Source organism: Achromobacter sp. NCFB-sbj8-Ac1-l (genome assembly GCF_052695805.1).
The window spans coordinates 3724479-3740235 of record NZ_CP199812.1 but is presented as its reverse complement, the minus strand read 5'-3'; the positions used below and the strand labels follow the sequence as shown (position 1 = coordinate 3740235).

Here is a 15757-nt window from a genome sequence, read left to right as displayed (position 1 = left end):
AGGAAATACGATTGTTTAGTATCCCTGTAAACGATATTTCTGAATGGAAGCAGCGACTTCGAAGTGAATCCACAGCGCTAGTGCTGAGAGAGATTGCTCGACGCTACTCAATAGGCAAGAGCGATTTGGGAATGGTTCTTCCTGACTTGTGTGATAACGTCATGCTGGAGCATATCCAAGTTGTTTGGAATTGGGATGTAGAGTGCAACGGTAAAGGCGTTTCTGATGAAAAGCTTGAAGCTCTATTAGCGGAATTGGATTTTAAAAAATAATCTGTGGAAATTGACGTTTAAACGTTTGATTTGACAGTATTTAAGAAGCCCCGACAGAAAAATGCTGTCGGGGCTTTTGTTTGATTAGCCCGGTAAATGTAGAACACATTTTCCGATTGGTCCGGTAAATTTGGTCTGACGCCTTTTTTACAAATAAATGAAAAATTCAGCCTCCTTGGTAAAGTTGTTGGACTTTATGTACGATGGGTATGGTGTTCCCGAAAAATATGGCGCGGAATATTTTTTGGAATTCAAAAATAATTTACTGTTGCATGATCCAATTGAAGTAATTTCTCTGCATATGGCTGCTTACTCTCATGTTTACGTGTTGGAGTTCATTATGGGGGCTCCTTACGTGTGGGAGGGATTTGACTCAAAAAAATGGGTTGAGTTGATGCGGCGGGTTTCTCCTAGACCGGATGCGTCTCGTTGTATTGAGGAGATTGCGGGTTATAGCGACATAGTTTTTTTAAATCGCTTTCTGCGTGTAGATGCATTGAGCAATTTTTTGGGCGACGAGCTGATTTCCGATATGGATAAGAGCCAAACTCGATCTTATTTCTCAAAATTTCCTGACCTCGTGGAAATAAACGATCTCGATAAAGATGACTTGAATGAAGTCTATTTGATGAGCGATGAGGAATTGAGGCGGAGAGCAAGAGTTATTTTGGGGGAAGGCGTTTTCAAAGAGTGTAAGCCGAAGCCTTCATCCGATTTTCATTGATTTATCGTTTGATTAACATGTCAGACTACGTTTGATGCCGCAAGAAATGGGAAACCCCGGCCACGGAGTGGTCCCGGTGTTTTTTATTTGCTGAGGTACGGTTTGGCTAAGCCAATTATTTAACTTGGTCATGATTTTTTCCTTGCACGGCCATTGCGAGATTCCGTCTGTGAGAGGAGTTGGACAGCTACCTGCGCCAGAACCTCGACTACGACGCCAACGGCAACCGCCTGTCCGACACGTATTGGGACAAGGTCATCTACGCCTACGGCGGCACGGCGGCCGGCTTCACCACGGAAGGGTACACATACGACGCCATGAAAGATCCTCATATTAAATGGGAGCCTGTGAATTCGGTTCCGTTGCACGACATTGAAGAAGCGATAAGCCCCCTGGTTGTCAATAAAGGGGGGTTTTCAATTATGAAAAACGGAACTCTGTTATTCATAAATAAATCTGATGATAATTATAAAAGTGCATGCTTAGCATTAAGTGAAGCCAAGTATTTGACGGACTTTAGAGTTAAAAAAATCGCGAATGGAAATTTTCTTGTGGCTTTGCATGGGGCTGTAGCGGTTTTTGTTGGGGCAAGAGAATTTTCAGAGAAAGTTGAAGAGATTAAGTCAAGGATTGATGATCTGAAATTTCCGGGTGAAGATATTATTGTTCCGCAGGGATGGACTGAGGAAGAATTTTTGGCGGGTTTGTACGGTAGGGCTAAAATGCAGCGAGATGTTCAGGAGCAGAATTTTTATATTCGCATAGATTGATGGAAAATTAACGTGCCAGAATACATTAAAAAATTAACGATTAACGTGCCAGGCTGTGTTTGATTCGATAGCAATTGGGAACCCCCGGTCACGCAGTCGTGCTGGGGGGGGGCTTGGACAAATTTAAGATACCGTCTTGCCCATCTAGCATTTAGCTGTAGTCGGGGCGATATGGTGAACGTGTTTTGAGTACACCGAAGCACAGAGGAGCGAGCTTTCTCATAGCAGCACCGAGTGCGGACATCTTGTTTTTGCCGGCCAGCAGAAGTCGGGGGTATAGGGCTTGGACGTGAGAAATTTAAAGTGTCAGAATAAATTTGTCGGAAATTCTCCTCCCCAACGCCAAGGCCTGACACCTCTTTACTGCTGAAGTCTGCGGTGTTCCTAACACCGCAAATCGATCAACCAGCGGGTCCGCCCGAACTCCAACCCGCTTTATCCATCGTGCCCGAGGCAAAGTTCACCTCGTGAACGTGATGCACCGTCGGCTCTTCGAAGAGATAGTCCTGCAATTCCTTCATGAAGATCCGATGGTCTTCGCTTGCTTCGAAGCCCGGGCAGTGATCTTCCAGTGATTGCCATTGGACGATCAGGTTGAATTGCCCGGGATTCTCGATTCCTTGAGCAAGCACATGCCCGCGATAGCCCTTTGCGCGGGTGAGCAAGGGAGCGACCTTGGCGAACGCCCGCTTGAACGACTCGGTATGTTCGTGGTGGACGGGAAGTTGTGCGATCTCGTAAATCATGGCGTTCCCATAATGTGGCGATGGTGGATTGGAATCATGCGATTGCACGATCCGCCAACGGCCCGACCGCAATCGCGATCTTCCCCTTCAGGCCATTGTTGGCGCTTTCCAACCGAGCATGGGCCGCCGGAATGTCCGCCAGCGTGTACACCGCGCCCACATGCGGCCGCAGTTGGCCGCGATCGACCAGCGCGCGCAGCTCGTCGAGCTTGCCGCGGTTCTGCCGGGTGAAGACGAAGTGGTAGCTGGCGTTCTTGCCCCAGGCCTGGATCAGGTTTTGAGGTTGGGCGATGTCTACGATGCTGACGACCCGGCCCAGCTGCGCCAGCACGTCGGGGCTGCGGGCCAGGGTGTTGCCGCCGACGGTGTCGAACACGACATCGACGCCGCGGCCGTCGGTCAAGCGCATGACGGCGTCGACGTAGTCTTCTTGTTCGTAGTCGATGACTTCGTCGGCTCCCTGGCTGCGAGCGAATTCGAAGTTGGCTTCGCGGACGGTGGTGTAGACCTTGGCGCCGATGGCTTTGGCGAGCTGGATGGCGACGTGGCCCACGCCGCCCGCGCCGCCGTGAATCAGGATGCTTTCGCCGACCCGCAGCCCGGCGCGCACGACCAGGGCTTCCCATGCCGTGCCGCCCACCAGGGTCAGGCTGGCCGCTTCAAGATGGCTGAGCGACGCGGGCTTTTTGCCGACGATGCTTTCGGCGGCGACGTGGTATTCGGCGTAGCTGCCAGGGCCGTCGAAGATCTGTGGGGTGTACCAGACTTCGTCGCCGACGGCGAAGGCGGTGACGCCGGGGCCGACGGCCTCGACGACGCCGGACACGTCGTGGCCGGTGATGGCGGGCAGGGGCACCAGGTCGGGGTAGTCGCCTCGGCGGACCTGGTAATCCAACGGATTGATGGCGGTGGCCTGCACGCGGACCAGGACTTGCCCCGCCTGGGGCACGGGCTTGGGCAGGTCACGCAGTTCGAAGGCGTCCGGGCCGCCAAAGGCGGTAAGTACTAAAGCTTTCATGAGAATCCTTGTTTCGGTAAAAAGGGATATCGGGAATTATCGATGTGTTGATGCGAAAAAATGGGGTGCGAAAAAAGTGCGAAAAAAAGGGTGAAGGGAACGGTGAAAAAAAGGGTGAAGAAAAGGGCACAGAAAAATCAGAGCTCTTTGCCAATCAGCCCGGCCAGCGCGCGGATGGTGGCTTCGTTGCGCTTGTAGTAGGTCCATTGGCCAATGCGCCGGACTTCGACCAGACCCGCGCGTTGCAGGGTGGCCAGGTAGTCGGACACGGTGGACTGCGACAGCCCGACGCCTTCTTGAATGCTGCTGACGCAGACGCCCACGGTGTGAACGTCGCCCTCGTCTTGCGGCGGGAAATTCTTGGCAGGGTCTTTCAACCCTTTGAGGATGTCCAGACGGGTGCGGTTCGAGAGGGCTTTGAAGATTTCGAGCAAGTCCATGGCTGCCATGATATCGGTATTTTCCGATATGTCAATACGCGGCCCGACGGCGTGAATGGCCTGTTCCCCTAAACCGGACGCCTGCGGACGGGAGAAGTTAACACTTGGGGGTGCGCAGGATTGTCCTGTCCACGCCCCCTGTCACGCCAGCCCCAGTCACGCCTCCCCAGCCACGCCCGAACCCGCCTCGATGCACTATCTTTTTCGCCCCATCAAACACCTGTACCCGATCCGAGAGTGGGCGCTTGAGCGGGGCGCCCAGATGCGGATTGCACCTGAAACGTACGAGATGTCGTTGCAGCTGGGCGAGCGCAAGGTGGTGCTGTTTCCGCGCTTCGTGACAGAAGAGCAGGGCCGCATCGTGTACCAGCGCGACATGTCGGCCGACGGCAATTTCATTGGCTGGATGCCGTACATCGTGAAGTCGTGGGCGCTGTCCAACGACAAGCGCAATTTCAAGGACTACGCGGTGGCCAATGGCCTGCGGGTGACGGCCAGTTGGTCCGAGGGCCCGGCCCTGGCGCCGGACTACATCGTGAAGCCGGCGGTGGGGTCATTTGGCGAGGGGATACGCGGGCCGTTCGGGCCCTTGGCGCCGCTGGATCCGACGGTGGCGTTGGCGGAAGGCGAGTTCTTCGAGCAGTTCATCCGGGGCCGCAGCGCCAAGGCCTGGTTCTGGAATGGCCAGCCCGTGGCGCTGGAGGTGTTGAACCCGCCGACGATCGCGGGGGATGGCCGGCGCAGCCTGCGCGAGATCGCGGCGCAACCGCGCGGCAATTTCGATGTGGCGCTGAACCTGGACGACTCGGTGCAGATTCTGGCCTGGCAGGGCGTGGATCTGGATTCGGTGCTGCCCGCGGGGACGGAAGTGGTGCTGGACTATCGCTACATGACGCCCTACGACCGGGTGACGGTGGCAAACCGCAATGTGTGGCCGTCGGTGGCGCCGGAGATTGCCGGGCAGTTCAGCTATGCCGGGCAACTGCTGTACCGCGGCATCGACGCGGCGGTACAGCGCAATTCCGTGTTCACGCTGGACGCGGTGATCGACGCCGAAGACCGGGTGTGGTTGCTGGAAATGAACAGCCATCCCATGATTCACCCCAGCGTGTATCCGCACATGCTGGCGTCGGTTTTCGATGATGAGGGGCAGGCCGACATGCACATGCTGTCCGACCAGCAAGCGGTGGCTTCGCCTTTGTCGTCCGGCCCGCCCGCTTAGCCCGGCTGGGCGGCTGGCCGCTTGATGTTGGCGGCGTCCACCAAGGTCTGCAGCAGGGTTTCATCCCACATCTTGAAGACGAGCACGCGGCGGTCGCTGGGGCAGATGCGCGAGACGGAGCGGCCGACGTGGTGGGGGTCGCCGCGCAGGATGGCGATGCGCCCCGGGCGGGGCATGATGCCGCCGCTGATTTCGCCGTCTTCGTCGAAGATCAACGTTTCGCCGGCCCAGGTGATGTCCCATTGCGGGCTGCAGTAGATCAGCACGGTCAGGTGGGCGGGGGCGACGGCGCGGTTGCGAAAGTCGAAGTGCGGATTGCCTTCGGTGCCGAAGGTGTTGGCGCTGACGCTGCATTCGTACAGGCCTAGCGTTCCGCCGAGGCGGGCGGCAACCATTTCCCAGGTTTCGCGCAGCACGTCCAGGGGCTCTTCCAGCGCATCCATCTGGTCTTGGACGCGGCCGAACAGCACTTCTTCGGTGACGGCGACGGGGTAGTACCAGTGGATGTCCAGCGAGTGGGTGTCGAACCGGCTGGCGCGGTTCAGGAAGTACATGGGCATCCAGTTGGACGCCTGGGTCAGGCGCTCGAGCAGGTCGGGCGTGAACCAGTCGTCGTGGATGTCAACGCCGGCGGGCAGTTGCATGGGGTTTCCGGATAGTGAAGCGTTCAGGGAAAGGGATGAGGGAAGGTCGACGCGGGATGGTGGCTGGCCACGCTGCCGCGCGGTTCCATGCCGCTGCCGAATGACATGGGCACCAGGCCGGGCGCAAAGGCGCGCGCAACCGTCAGGCGTTCGCCCGAGCCCAGGGCGCTCTGGCGGGGCGTGATGTCGACGAACAAGGGGGCGATGCCTTGCGCGACCAGGCCGTCGTACAGCGCCTGCGCGTTCGGCAGGTCGCGGCGTTCGGCCTGCGCGAAAGGCTGGTGGGTCGTGGGCGCGGCCAGGTGATCGGCCCGGTCAAACCAGGTGGGGTTGGCGTACAGGTCGAAGTGATCGTCGGGCGTACGGACGCTGGCCGGGCGGACGCGGCCGATGGCAACGCCGTGCAGCAGCGAGAACACGCGGGATTCCAGTTCGGCCAGGGCCGATTCCAGGGCGCGTTGCAGGCCTAGCCCGGCCCCTGCGCTGACGCAGGCGACACGCCGCTCGGCATGACGCGCCATCAGGAAGATCACCTGGGCGTAGGGGGACGGCAAGGTCTGGACCGAGACAGAGAAGCCGGTGTCGTGGATGGCCCGGACGCGGGCCAGGAACGCGCCAGGCAGCGAGTCGGCCGGCAGGCCCGTGCCGGGCTGCTGGGCAAGCCAATGGCGCATGAAGCCATCGCGTTCGATCAGTTCCAGCATGCCGGCCAGGCGGGCGTCGGCCTGGGTGGTGCCGGCGGCGCAGCCCGAGGAATTGCTGTACCAGTAGAACGCGCTTTGCCCATGGTGGTTGCGCAGCGAGTCGGCCGAATAGACCAGGTCGGCCAGCACGGCGATGCGTCGGCCGTCGGTCAGGCGTTCGGCGTTGGCCCAGAACTGGGGGGCGTGCTCATCGAATGGCTTGCAGGGAAAGCCTTTGCGGCGGTATTGCTGCGGCGTAAAGCGCGCGATCTCGTGCGGATGCAGGGCATCGGCCAGGTCAGCGTAGATGGCCTGGTTGAGGTCGCGCGGTTCGCAATAGCCTTGGCGTTCGATGGTCTCGGCGACGGCTTTGCGGCAGGCCAGCACGGGGTCGGTGTCGCGGCCCCAGGTGGGGCGTTCGATCGGGCCGTGCCGGAGTTTGGCGCGGCCGACGTAGTAGGGCAGCGTGTAGGCGGCCGAAGGCGCATCGGCCCACACGAAATCCACGGTGGGCGCGGCGTCGGCCTGGGCCAGTTGGCCGGCGCTGGGCAGGGCGCCGAAGATCGCCGCGCCCAGGATCAGGTGGTCCGGCGTACGACACAGGCTGCGCACGATGGCTTCGTAGTAACTGCCGAAGGTGACGAAGCCCAGATCGTGGCGGCTGGCGGCCAAGGCGCCGTTCTGCAATGCCATGCCGGCTTCGGTATACAGGTATTGCACCGCGCGGTTGCGATAGCGCAGCGTGGCCAGTTGTGCATCCGCCGCCAGGAAGATCATGCCCGCGGCCGATTCCAGCAGCCAGGGTTTGGCGATGGCGCGCGGCAGCGTCGCCAGCGACGGGTCGATCAATTCGTATTGCAGGCGATAGGCGTCGGGATAGCGCACGCGATACAGGCCCGGTGCCAGCGTCTGGCCCGCGTCGCCCTGGGTGGGCCGCTGCAAGGCGAGGTAGACCTCGGTCAGGTGCATGGCGCCGGCCGACGGCGTGGTGCGCCGCGGCAGCACGTGACCGGCGCGTTGGCGGGTGGTGCAGATGATGCCGGCCAGCGACCAGGCCAGGGCGTCCAGCGCGTCTTGCGACACGGGGGCATCGCCGTAGGTGTAGGTCGAGCGGCGGGCGTCCAGGGCGGCCTGCAGGGCGTCGTCCGGTTGGCGGGCGATGGCGCGTTGCAGGATGGGCCGGGGCGCTGCCGCGGCGGTGGGAAGGAGCTGCTCGGACGCGATGGCCGCGTGGGCAAACCGCTGGCCGATGCGGTCGGACAGGTTGTCGGGCGCTGGCTGGCCATAGGGATTGCTGCCCCAGGCAAAACCCATGTTGGCCAGCAGGTAGCTGCCGGCGTCCACCAGGGCGCCGCTGTCCAGCAGAAAAGGGATGAACCGGCTGAGCCGATCGCGGGTGTCGCGGTGGGTGACGCTGTCCAGCAGTTCCGTGACAGAACGGGTGCCGTCGCACAGGGCGAAGGCTCGGCGCAGCAAGGCGCGTTCGGCGCGAATGGCGATGTCGCCCTGGGCGTGGCGCACGGTGAGCGTGTCGCCATCGATCAGCGCGGGGCCGGCCAGCATGGGGCACACCCTGTCCGGGTCGTTGGCGCCCAGGTCTTCGGCGGTGATTAAGGCTGGCGTGAGCATGCAGAAGTCGTCAAGGAAAGGGATGGGGAAATTTGGCGTGGCGATGCACGGCGTCGACCATGCCCAGGGGTTCCAGGCCTACGCCGAACGTCAGGGGCACCAGGGACGGCACGAATGCCTTGACCACGTGCAGCGGGCGCGTGCCGTGGTCCAGTACGCATTGCGGGGTGGTGAGATCGACGATGACGGGCGCCAGGCCGGCCGCGGCCAGCCGGTGCGCCAGCGCGCCGGGCTGGGGCCGCTGCATCGGCTTGCGCCAGTCGACGGCGGGGGCTTGCGGTTGAATCAGCGCATCGGCGCGCCGGTAATACCGCCTGACGCCATACAGCTCGACATGATCGGACGGGGTGCGCACGGCGGCCGGGTGGCTGATCGTGGGGGCGTGGCCCAGGGTCCAGGCCAGCACGCGCGATTCCAGCTCGGCCAGGGCGTGCGCCAGGGCCTCGTGCGGATCGGCGCCTGCGGCCGCGCCCAGGGTCGTGAAGGGGCGTGCGTCGTCGCGCGCCCAGGCAATGAAAACGTGCGCCCAGGGCGAGTCCAGCCGTTGCAGGCTGACCTGGCAGGGCAGCCCACGCAGCCGTTGCAGGCTCGCCCGGATAGTCGCGGGGAGGTGGCTTTCGGCCAAGGGCGTGCCGGGCCGTTGGCCCAGCCAGTGGCGCATGAAGGCGTCGCGCTCGACCAGTTCCCACAGTGCGCGTTCGACGGCGTCGGGCAGCGTGGCGCCGGCCGCGCAGCCGGACGTCGTGGCGTAGGTCAGGGGGGGATGGTCGGCCAGGCCGGCGGCAACGAGCGACGGCCGGGCGTAGACCAGGTCAGCGGGAATCCAGGCGGGGCGGCCATCGTCGCTGTGCGTGGCGCGGGCCCAGTGGTAGCACTGGGCTGCCGAAAATGGCCGGAAAGGAAAGCCCGGCCGACGGTACTGGGCCGTGCGATACCGAATGAAGGCGGATGCGTCCCGCGCGCCGGGCAGGTCGCGGGCGCTGGCCTCGGCCGGCGCCGCCGGCGTACGCCAGGCCAGGCGTTCGATGGCTTCTGCACTGGCTTTGCGATAGGCGGTGTCCGGGTCCGGGGCGGCGCCCCAGGCCTCGTCGCCATCGGGCGCGTCGTGCCGCAGCCGGGCGCGGGCCAGGTGCAGCGACGGGGCGGCAGCCGACGTGGCCGCGTTGGCCGGCAGGCCGGTGTCGATCCACGAGAATTCCAGTTCCGGGCCGGTTGCCACCGCCACGGACGCGTTCGGCAGCGGGCCGAACACCGCCGAGCCCAGGATCAGTTGCGGCCCGGTGCCGCAAAGCGCCTGCACGGCCGCTTCGTCGTAGCAGCCCAGCGTGGCGTAGCCCAGGCCCAGCGCAGTGGCAGCCAGCGCGCCGTTGTGCAAGGCGGCGCCGGCTTCGGTGTACAGGTACTGCACGGCGCGGTTGCGGTAGCGGGTGGCGGCGACGGTGATATCACCGGCCAGAAACAGGGCGCCGGTGGCCGTCTGCACATGCCAGGGCTGGACGAAGGCGCGCATCAAAAGGGCGGCATCGCCGACGCGTTCGAGCGCCACCTGGCGTGGCCCGGGATAATGCACGCGGTAGACGCCCGCCGCACGGCCGTCGACGGGGCGGCGCAAGGCCACGTAGGGGTGGACCCGATGCAGCGCGCCGGCAGAGGCGAGAGTCCGCCGGGCCACGTCGCTGCCCAGCCGCTCGTGGCCGGTCCGCACGATGCCGCACAGCGCCCACAGCAAGCCCGTGAGGCTGCCGGCCGGCAGGGCCGTATCGGCGAAGGCGTAGCGGGAAATCCGCTTGTTCAGCGGCGCCATCCAGGCGGCGTCGTCGACGGTGTCGATGCGCAGGTCACCCGCGGCCGACGCGGCGGCGTGCGCGCGCGGATGCCGGCTGAGACGATCCGTGTCCTGTGTCGGCGCGGACCGGCCGTGCGGGGCGGCCTGCCAGGCGTATTGCAGTGCATGCGCCGTCAACAGATTGCCGTCCACCAAGGCCCCCGCCGCCAGCAGATCGGCCAGAAAGACCGCGAAGCGCGTGGCGTCGATGGCGGCGGGCAACGCCGACAGGATGGCATCGACAGGGCGCGTGCCGTCGCACAGATCCAGCGCCGCGCGCAGAAAGGCGGGCGGCGCGGTGACGGACAGCTCGCCGTCGGCGTGGCGGATGCGCAGGCGACGGCCAGTCAGGATGGCGGTGCCCATGACCGCCGGGCACATCGTGGTTGCCGCCCGCGGCGCCTGGGGGCCGGGCAGCGTGGCGGCGTCGGTCTGTGAAGCCATGAGGGTGTGAGGGGAAAGAAAAATCCCTCACTGCCGCCAGGCGGGCGAGGGATCGGGCAACGCGGACAACGCAGGGGGGGGCGGCGCGTGCTGCTCAGTTGCTGGCGTCGTCGCCGCTGCCGCCGGAGCCCAGCGGCATGCCGACTTTGTGGGGCAGGCGCATCTTGTGCGTTACCGACCATTCGACTTCCCGGCGGGGCTTCTTTTTCTCGACCTTGACCGCCGCGCCGCGTTCAAGCGCCTCGGCGGATTCCGCGACCTGTTGGGCAGCGATGAGCGTCATGGATATCTCCTGATATGTGTAGACAAAGAGGACCTGCATCGACCTTTTTTGCCATCCTCGACAACATATCCGGCTGGGGGTGGAAAAGTTTAGCGGAGCGACGGCATTTGCCGCGCGGGTATGGGGCATCAGCTTGCGCTACGATCTGGGCGGCCTGCATCCGATGACCGGTCGTCGCGTGTCGGATAGAGCGTTTGCGTTTTGGTTCGTGGCCTCGGCCGCGCACGCGTTGATTTTGTCACCGAATGAGGGAGCATGGCGCCCATTGCCATCCGAAGACGAAGGCCGTTTTTTCTGACGTTGATCCTGATCGCCATCCTGGGCTACGCCGGCCTGTCGATCTGGTCGTTCAAGCTGCAGGAAGACGGCGTGCCGCGCGGCAGCTGGTCTGCCCGCTCCATGCCGGCCATGCTGAACGCTTTTCCGGTGTTCGAGACGTGCGGTCCGGTGATGCAGCGGCTGGAAGGCCGGGACGGCGAACGTGCCCAGGCCAACTTTGTGTCGTATGCGTCTTCGTTGTCTGCCGAGGCGCTGCTCGGCCGCTACCAAACAGCCTTGGCGTCATTGGGGTGCACGGTCTCTCCGGGCGACGCGGCGCTGTCGCTCAGCCTGGCGTGTCCGGGCCAGGCCGTGTCGGGCTTCGATATCGAGGTCACCGACGGTCCAAGTTGCCGATCGGTCGAGGCGTTCTGGTGGGGCGGCGAGGACTGAGGCTTCCCGCGTCAGTGGGGCTAGGCCGTGCCCGGCGGCCCGTCTGGCAAGAACTCATCGTTGGCACGGGCAAATCGCTCGATCAGGAAATCCAGCAGCCGCCGCACGCGCGGCGCCATGTAGCGGGTGCCGTGAAACACGGCGTGCACACCCGATTCGGCGACGCTGTATTGCGGCAGTACGGCGTGCAGGCGCCCGGCGCGCAGGTCTTCGGCCGCGTCCCAGATGGTTTTGCGGGCAATGCCGCGGCCGGCCAGGGCCCAGTTGCGGGCGAGTGCGCCGTCGTTGGTTTCCCAGGCGCGTTCCAGCGGCACGGTAATGCTTTGGCGCTGGCCGTCGTGGGCGAAGTGGAACTGGTTCAGGGGGCCGGCGGCGGTGACCAGCACGATGAAGTCGTGGTCGGCCAGGTCGGCGGGCGTGCGGGGGTGGCCTCGCTTGGCAAGGTACTCGGGCGATGCGCACAGCACGCGCCAGTTGGGCGCCAGGTAGCGGGCGACCAGCGAGCCGTCCTGGGGTTGCCCGAAGCGAATGGCCAGGTCGATGTCGTCCTGCAGCAGGTTGGACAGCGAATCGGACAGGGTCAGCGCGATCTTCAGGTCGGGGTGGGCGGCGCTGAATTCGTCGAGCCAGGTGCTGAGCAGGTGGCGGCCGAAATCGGCGGACGCCGACAGGCGCAGCTTGCCGCGCACGCTGTGCTGGCCGGCCTGCAGCGCGGCTTCGGCATCGTCGATGGCGCGCAGCGCGACTTCGCAATGGGCCAGGTAGACGCGGCCTTCTTCGGTCAGGCGCAGTTGACGCGTGCTGCGGTGAAACAGTTTGGCGTGCAGCGCGGTTTCCAGCTTGATGAGGCGGGCGCTGGCCGCGGCGGCCGACAGGCCGAGCTTGCGGCCGGCGGCAGACAGGCTGCCCAGGGCCGCTGCCTGCGCGAACAAGCGCATGTCACCGAGTCGATCCGTTGCCATCTTTAAGCTGGATTTGAAAGTTATTCAAATTCTAGGCCAATTATCAAATTCAAAGGCAGGTAGCAGACTGGCGTCTCTTCAATCCAGGGCCTTGGCCCACGATGCAAGGGAAGCCAACAATGCGTCAAACCTCATCTTCGGCGGCAGTGGACGATCACGTGCCGGACGTCCGTACGTCGGACACCCGCACGTCGGACACCCGTATGCCAGACACCCGTAGGTCGGATATCCGTATGCCGGACGCCCGCATGCTGGCTACCCGTACGCCGGACGCCCGTACGCCAGACGCCCGTACGCCGGCTGCCCGAATGCCAGCAGCGCATACCCCCGCCCACGGGCAACCCGCCGCGAGGACGAGCCTGCCCATGGCGGCACTGCTGGCGCTGACGATGTGCAGTTTCATCGCGACGGCCAACGAGACCGTGCCGGCCGGCCTGTTGCCGCAAATTGCGCAGGGCTTCGGCGTGACCGAGGCGTGGGCCGGACAGCTGGTGACGTTGTGCGCGCTGGGGTCGGGCCTGGCGGCGATTCCGCTGACGCTGCTGTTGCGCGGCTGTCGGCGGCGCGTGGCGCTGTTGCTGGCGATAGGCGGATTTTTTGCCTGCAATGCGGTGACGGCGTGGTCGCCCTTTTACGGCTTGACGCTGGCCGCGCGTTTCCTGGTGGGCGTGGCGACGGGCCTGGCATGGAGTCTTCTGGCCGGTTATGCGCGGCGCATGGTGCCGCCCGCGCAGCAGGGGCGGGCCATGGCGGTGGCGATGGTGGGGATTCCGCTGGCGCTGTCGCTGGGGGTGCCGCTGGCGGCATGGCTGGGTGGCATCGTGGGGTGGCGCGGCATCTTCGGCCTGTTGTCGGGCCTGAGCCTGGCGCTGATGGCGTGGGTGTGGTTGAAGGTGCCCGATTACCCCGGCCAGGCCGAGGCGCGGCGCGTGCCGATGCGGCAAGTGTGGACGACGCCGGGCGTGCGGCCGGTGCTGTTCGTGATCCTGGCGTGGATTCTGGCGCACTACACGCTGTACACGTATGTCGCGCCGTTCATGGCGTCGTTGGGTATGGCGGGGGAGGTGGACGTGGCGTTGCTGGTGTTCGGCGTGGCGTCGTTGGCAGGCATCTGGATCACCGGGCTGCTGGTGGACCGTTGGCTGCGGGCGCTGGTGCTGGCCAGTCTGGCCGCGTTTGCCGTGGTGGCATGGGCGCTGGGACAGGGCCAGGCGCAGGCGTCCTGGGTGTTTGCAGGCGTGGCTGTGTGGGGCCTGAGTTTCAGCGGCGCGCCGACACTGTTGCAGACGGCCTTGGCCGACGCGGCGGGCGACGGGGCAGAGGTGGCGCAGTCGATGCTGGTGACGGTGTTCAACCTGGCGTTCGCGGCCAGCGGGGTGCTGGGCGGCGTGCTGTTGGAAACGACCGGGGCGGGCGCGTTGCCGCGGGTGGTGGCGGCGTTGCTGGCGGTGGGGCTGCTGGCGGCGGGGGCGGCGCGAACACATGGGTTCAGGCCAGGACGGCGCGCGTCGGGGCAATGAATTCGGGGCAATGAAGCCGAGGCACTGAAGGGATGGCTGTGAATCTGCGACATTGACTTGCGGCAATCACGGACAGCGTAGAAGGGGGGCGTCGCGGTACAGTTGGCAGCTTGGGCGGCAACGATGCCGCCGCTGCTTTTTCCCGGATGATTGCCGTGAATGCTTCGTTTGCCTTGTCCCGATTCGTTGCGGTCTGTGCGACCGGTCTGGCGTTGACGTCGCCCTTGCCCGCGCAGGCGCAAGCCAAGCCGGCGGCGTCGGGGTCAGCAACGGTTGGCTCGGGTGCTGCGGGCGCCAGCGCCGCACCCGCCGCGCCCATTTCCGTGCCCGCCGCCGGTACGATCGAAGTCGGTTTTTCTCCCGACCAAGGGGCCGAAACGCTGGTGCTGCGCGTGATCGATTCGGCCAAGACCGAGCTCAATGTGATGGCCTACAGCTTTTCCAGCAAAAGCGTCACCGAAGCGCTGGTGCGCGCGGCCAAGCGCGGCGTCACGGTGTCGTTGCTGGCCGACCATAAACGGAACCTGGTCACGGATCGCAGCGGCAAATCTCGCCATGCGCTGGAAACGCTGGCCGAGGCCGGCGTGAACGTGCGCATCGTGTCGGCCTTCAAGCTGCATCACGACAAGGTGCTGATCGCCGACAGGCAGACGGTGGAACTGGGCAGCTTCAATTTCGCCCATTCCGCGGCGCACGAGAATTCCGAGAATGCGCTGGTGAACTGGAACAACCCGGCGCTGGCCAAGGCGTACCTGGCGCACTTCGAGCGCAATTGGGCGCTGTCGCAGCCGTTCCGTTCGGCGGATTGACCGGCCGCGCGGCGGCTGTGCAAGCGGCCACGCCAGGTTGGCGCTCAGCCTGGCGTGGCCGGCATGTCCAACGCGGTGAAGGTTTCGCGCACGCATTCGGCCATGCGCCGGGCCAGCGTGTTGACCGGATGATGGTCGGACGTGACCGCGTAGCTGTGGAAATCGACCTTCTCTGAAAACGGGATCTCGCGCAGGTCCGCAATGCCGAGCGCGCGCGGCACCACGGGATTGACGATGGAAATGCCCAGGCCCTTGCTGACCATGGTGCAGATGGTGGTGGCGTAGGGCGTTTCTATCGACAGGATGCGGGCGTCGTCGGGAAAGTGGCGGTCGATGGCGGCGCGGTTGAAGCTGCCCGCGGGCAACGAGATGAAGTTCTCGTCGTGAAAGTCGGCCGGGGTCAGCAAGGCTTTGGCGGCCAAGGGATGCGCGGCGGGCACGATGCCGGCGCCGTGGGCGGTGTTGATGCGTTCGTAATGCAGGCCGGGCAGGTCGGTGTGCAGCGAGCAAAAGCCGATGTCGCAAACGCCCGTGGCCAGCCATTTGGCGACGACGTCGGATCCGCCGGTGTTGACCACCACGGGGATGTCGGAAAACTTCTCGCGGAACAGCCGGATGGCGTCGGGCAGCACGCATTGGGTGATGGACCCGACGGCGCCCACCCGCAGCAAGCCGGTGCCGCGGCGGCGGATCGAACTGGCGCTGTCGTTCAGCGATTCCAGGCCGATGAAGGCGCGTTCGACGTCGGCGTAGAAGGCCTCGGCTTCGGGGGTGGGAATGATGCGGGTGCCCACACGCTGGAACAGCACGAACCCCAGCGTTTTCTCGAGCAGGGCGATCCAGCGGCTGACGTTGGGCTGCGAGGTGTGCAACAGGCCGGCCGCGGTGGTCATCGAGCGCGTCATCATGACGGCGCGAAAGGCCTCGACTTGCTTGAAATTCATGGAAGGAAATCCTGGCGGGGCGAAACGGAAACACGCCGCTTGCGTCAGACGGCGCCGGGCGCATGGGCGTCTGCCAACCCCGGCGCGGCGAGCGGTCCAAATCATATCATT

General features: G+C 64.1%; 16 protein-coding genes and 1 pseudogene. 7 read left to right on the top strand and 10 right to left on the bottom strand.

The annotated features are described in order from the left end of the window. The first annotated feature begins 11 nt into the window (after positions 1-11). From ACUDP5_RS17060 to ACUDP5_RS17050, 3 genes are all read left to right on the top strand, one after another. On the top strand, positions 12-272 hold the full coding sequence (locus ACUDP5_RS17060) for a hypothetical protein (RefSeq protein WP_445656682.1): 261 nt from the start codon (positions 12-14) through the stop codon (positions 270-272). Positions 273-429: 157 nt separating this feature from the next. After that, complete coding sequence (locus tag ACUDP5_RS17055) at positions 430-996, top strand: hypothetical protein (protein ID WP_445656681.1); 567 nt, start codon at positions 430-432, stop codon at positions 994-996. A gap of 179 nt (positions 997-1175) precedes the next feature. Beyond that, a complete protein-coding gene (locus ACUDP5_RS17050) occupies positions 1176-1766 on the top strand; it encodes a hypothetical protein (protein ID WP_445656680.1) in 591 nt (196 codons plus the stop codon). 151 nt (positions 1767-1917) lie between these two features. Here ACUDP5_RS17050 and ACUDP5_RS17045 read toward each other — a convergent pair. The 4 genes and pseudogenes from ACUDP5_RS17045 to ACUDP5_RS17030 all read right to left on the bottom strand — a co-directional run. Continuing rightward, positions 1918-2058, bottom strand: a pseudogene (locus ACUDP5_RS17045) (IS110 family transposase); the annotation flags it as partial. A gap of 109 nt (positions 2059-2167) precedes the next feature. Continuing rightward, a complete protein-coding gene (locus ACUDP5_RS17040) occupies positions 2168-2512 on the bottom strand; it encodes an antibiotic biosynthesis monooxygenase family protein (RefSeq protein ID WP_445656679.1) in 345 nt (114 codons plus the stop codon). A 34-nt stretch (positions 2513-2546) separates the two neighbouring features. Then, the gene (locus ACUDP5_RS17035) at positions 2547-3530 is read right to left on the bottom strand and encodes a zinc-dependent alcohol dehydrogenase family protein (RefSeq protein WP_445656678.1); all 984 of its coding nucleotides are present in this window, start codon (positions 3528-3530) and stop codon (positions 2547-2549) included. A gap of 137 nt (positions 3531-3667) precedes the next feature. Next, complete coding sequence (locus ACUDP5_RS17030) at positions 3668-3970, bottom strand: ArsR/SmtB family transcription factor (protein WP_263914521.1); 303 nt, start codon at positions 3968-3970, stop codon at positions 3668-3670. 262 nt (positions 3971-4232) lie between these two features. On the opposite strand from ACUDP5_RS17030, the gene ACUDP5_RS17025 reads away from it, so the two are divergent. Then, positions 4233-5192 carry a hypothetical protein gene (locus ACUDP5_RS17025; RefSeq protein ID WP_445656677.1) on the top strand — a complete coding sequence of 320 codons (960 nt, stop codon included), beginning with the start codon at positions 4233-4235 and terminating at the stop codon, positions 5190-5192. Here the strand turns inward: ACUDP5_RS17025 and ACUDP5_RS17020 are convergent. From ACUDP5_RS17020 to ACUDP5_RS17005, 4 genes are all read right to left on the bottom strand, one after another. Beyond that, on the bottom strand, positions 5189-5836 hold the full coding sequence (locus ACUDP5_RS17020; RefSeq protein WP_445656676.1) for a 2OG-Fe(II) oxygenase: 648 nt from the start codon (positions 5834-5836) through the stop codon (positions 5189-5191). The genes ACUDP5_RS17025 and ACUDP5_RS17020 overlap by 4 nt on opposite strands. Positions 5837-5859: 23 nt before the next feature. Then, the gene (locus ACUDP5_RS17015; protein ID WP_445656675.1) at positions 5860-8148 is read right to left on the bottom strand and encodes a YcaO-like family protein; all 2289 of its coding nucleotides are present in this window, start codon (positions 8146-8148) and stop codon (positions 5860-5862) included. Between the two features lie 10 nt (positions 8149-8158). Next, positions 8159-10417, bottom strand: coding sequence for a YcaO-like family protein (locus tag ACUDP5_RS17010; protein ID WP_445656674.1), 2259 nt, complete (start codon positions 10415-10417; stop codon positions 8159-8161). 94 nt (positions 10418-10511) lie between these two features. After that, positions 10512-10700 carry a hypothetical protein gene (locus ACUDP5_RS17005; protein ID WP_263914423.1) on the bottom strand — a complete coding sequence of 63 codons (189 nt, stop codon included), beginning with the start codon at positions 10698-10700 and terminating at the stop codon, positions 10512-10514. Between the two features lie 255 nt (positions 10701-10955). On the opposite strand from ACUDP5_RS17005, the gene ACUDP5_RS17000 reads away from it, so the two are divergent. Further along, positions 10956-11411, top strand: a complete 456-nt coding sequence (locus ACUDP5_RS17000; RefSeq protein ID WP_445656673.1) for a hypothetical protein — start codon at positions 10956-10958, stop codon at positions 11409-11411. Between the two features lie 20 nt (positions 11412-11431). On the opposite strand, the gene ACUDP5_RS16995 is transcribed toward ACUDP5_RS17000, so the two are convergent. Next, the gene (locus tag ACUDP5_RS16995) at positions 11432-12373 is read right to left on the bottom strand and encodes a LysR substrate-binding domain-containing protein (protein WP_445656672.1); all 942 of its coding nucleotides are present in this window, start codon (positions 12371-12373) and stop codon (positions 11432-11434) included. 365 nt (positions 12374-12738) lie between these two features. On the opposite strand from ACUDP5_RS16995, the gene ACUDP5_RS16990 reads away from it, so the two are divergent. Both ACUDP5_RS16990 and ACUDP5_RS16985 read left to right on the top strand, forming a co-directional pair. Then, positions 12739-13893, top strand: a complete 1155-nt coding sequence (locus ACUDP5_RS16990) for an MFS transporter (RefSeq protein WP_445656671.1) — start codon at positions 12739-12741, stop codon at positions 13891-13893. Between the two features lie 155 nt (positions 13894-14048). Further along, positions 14049-14702, top strand: a complete 654-nt coding sequence (locus tag ACUDP5_RS16985) for a phospholipase D family protein (protein ID WP_263914427.1) — start codon at positions 14049-14051, stop codon at positions 14700-14702. A gap of 44 nt (positions 14703-14746) precedes the next feature. On the opposite strand, the gene ACUDP5_RS16980 is transcribed toward ACUDP5_RS16985, so the two are convergent. Next, entirely contained in the window at positions 14747-15646 is a 900-nt protein-coding gene (locus ACUDP5_RS16980; protein WP_445656670.1) for a LysR substrate-binding domain-containing protein, read from the bottom strand. Between the last annotated feature and the right edge of the window lie 111 nt (positions 15647-15757).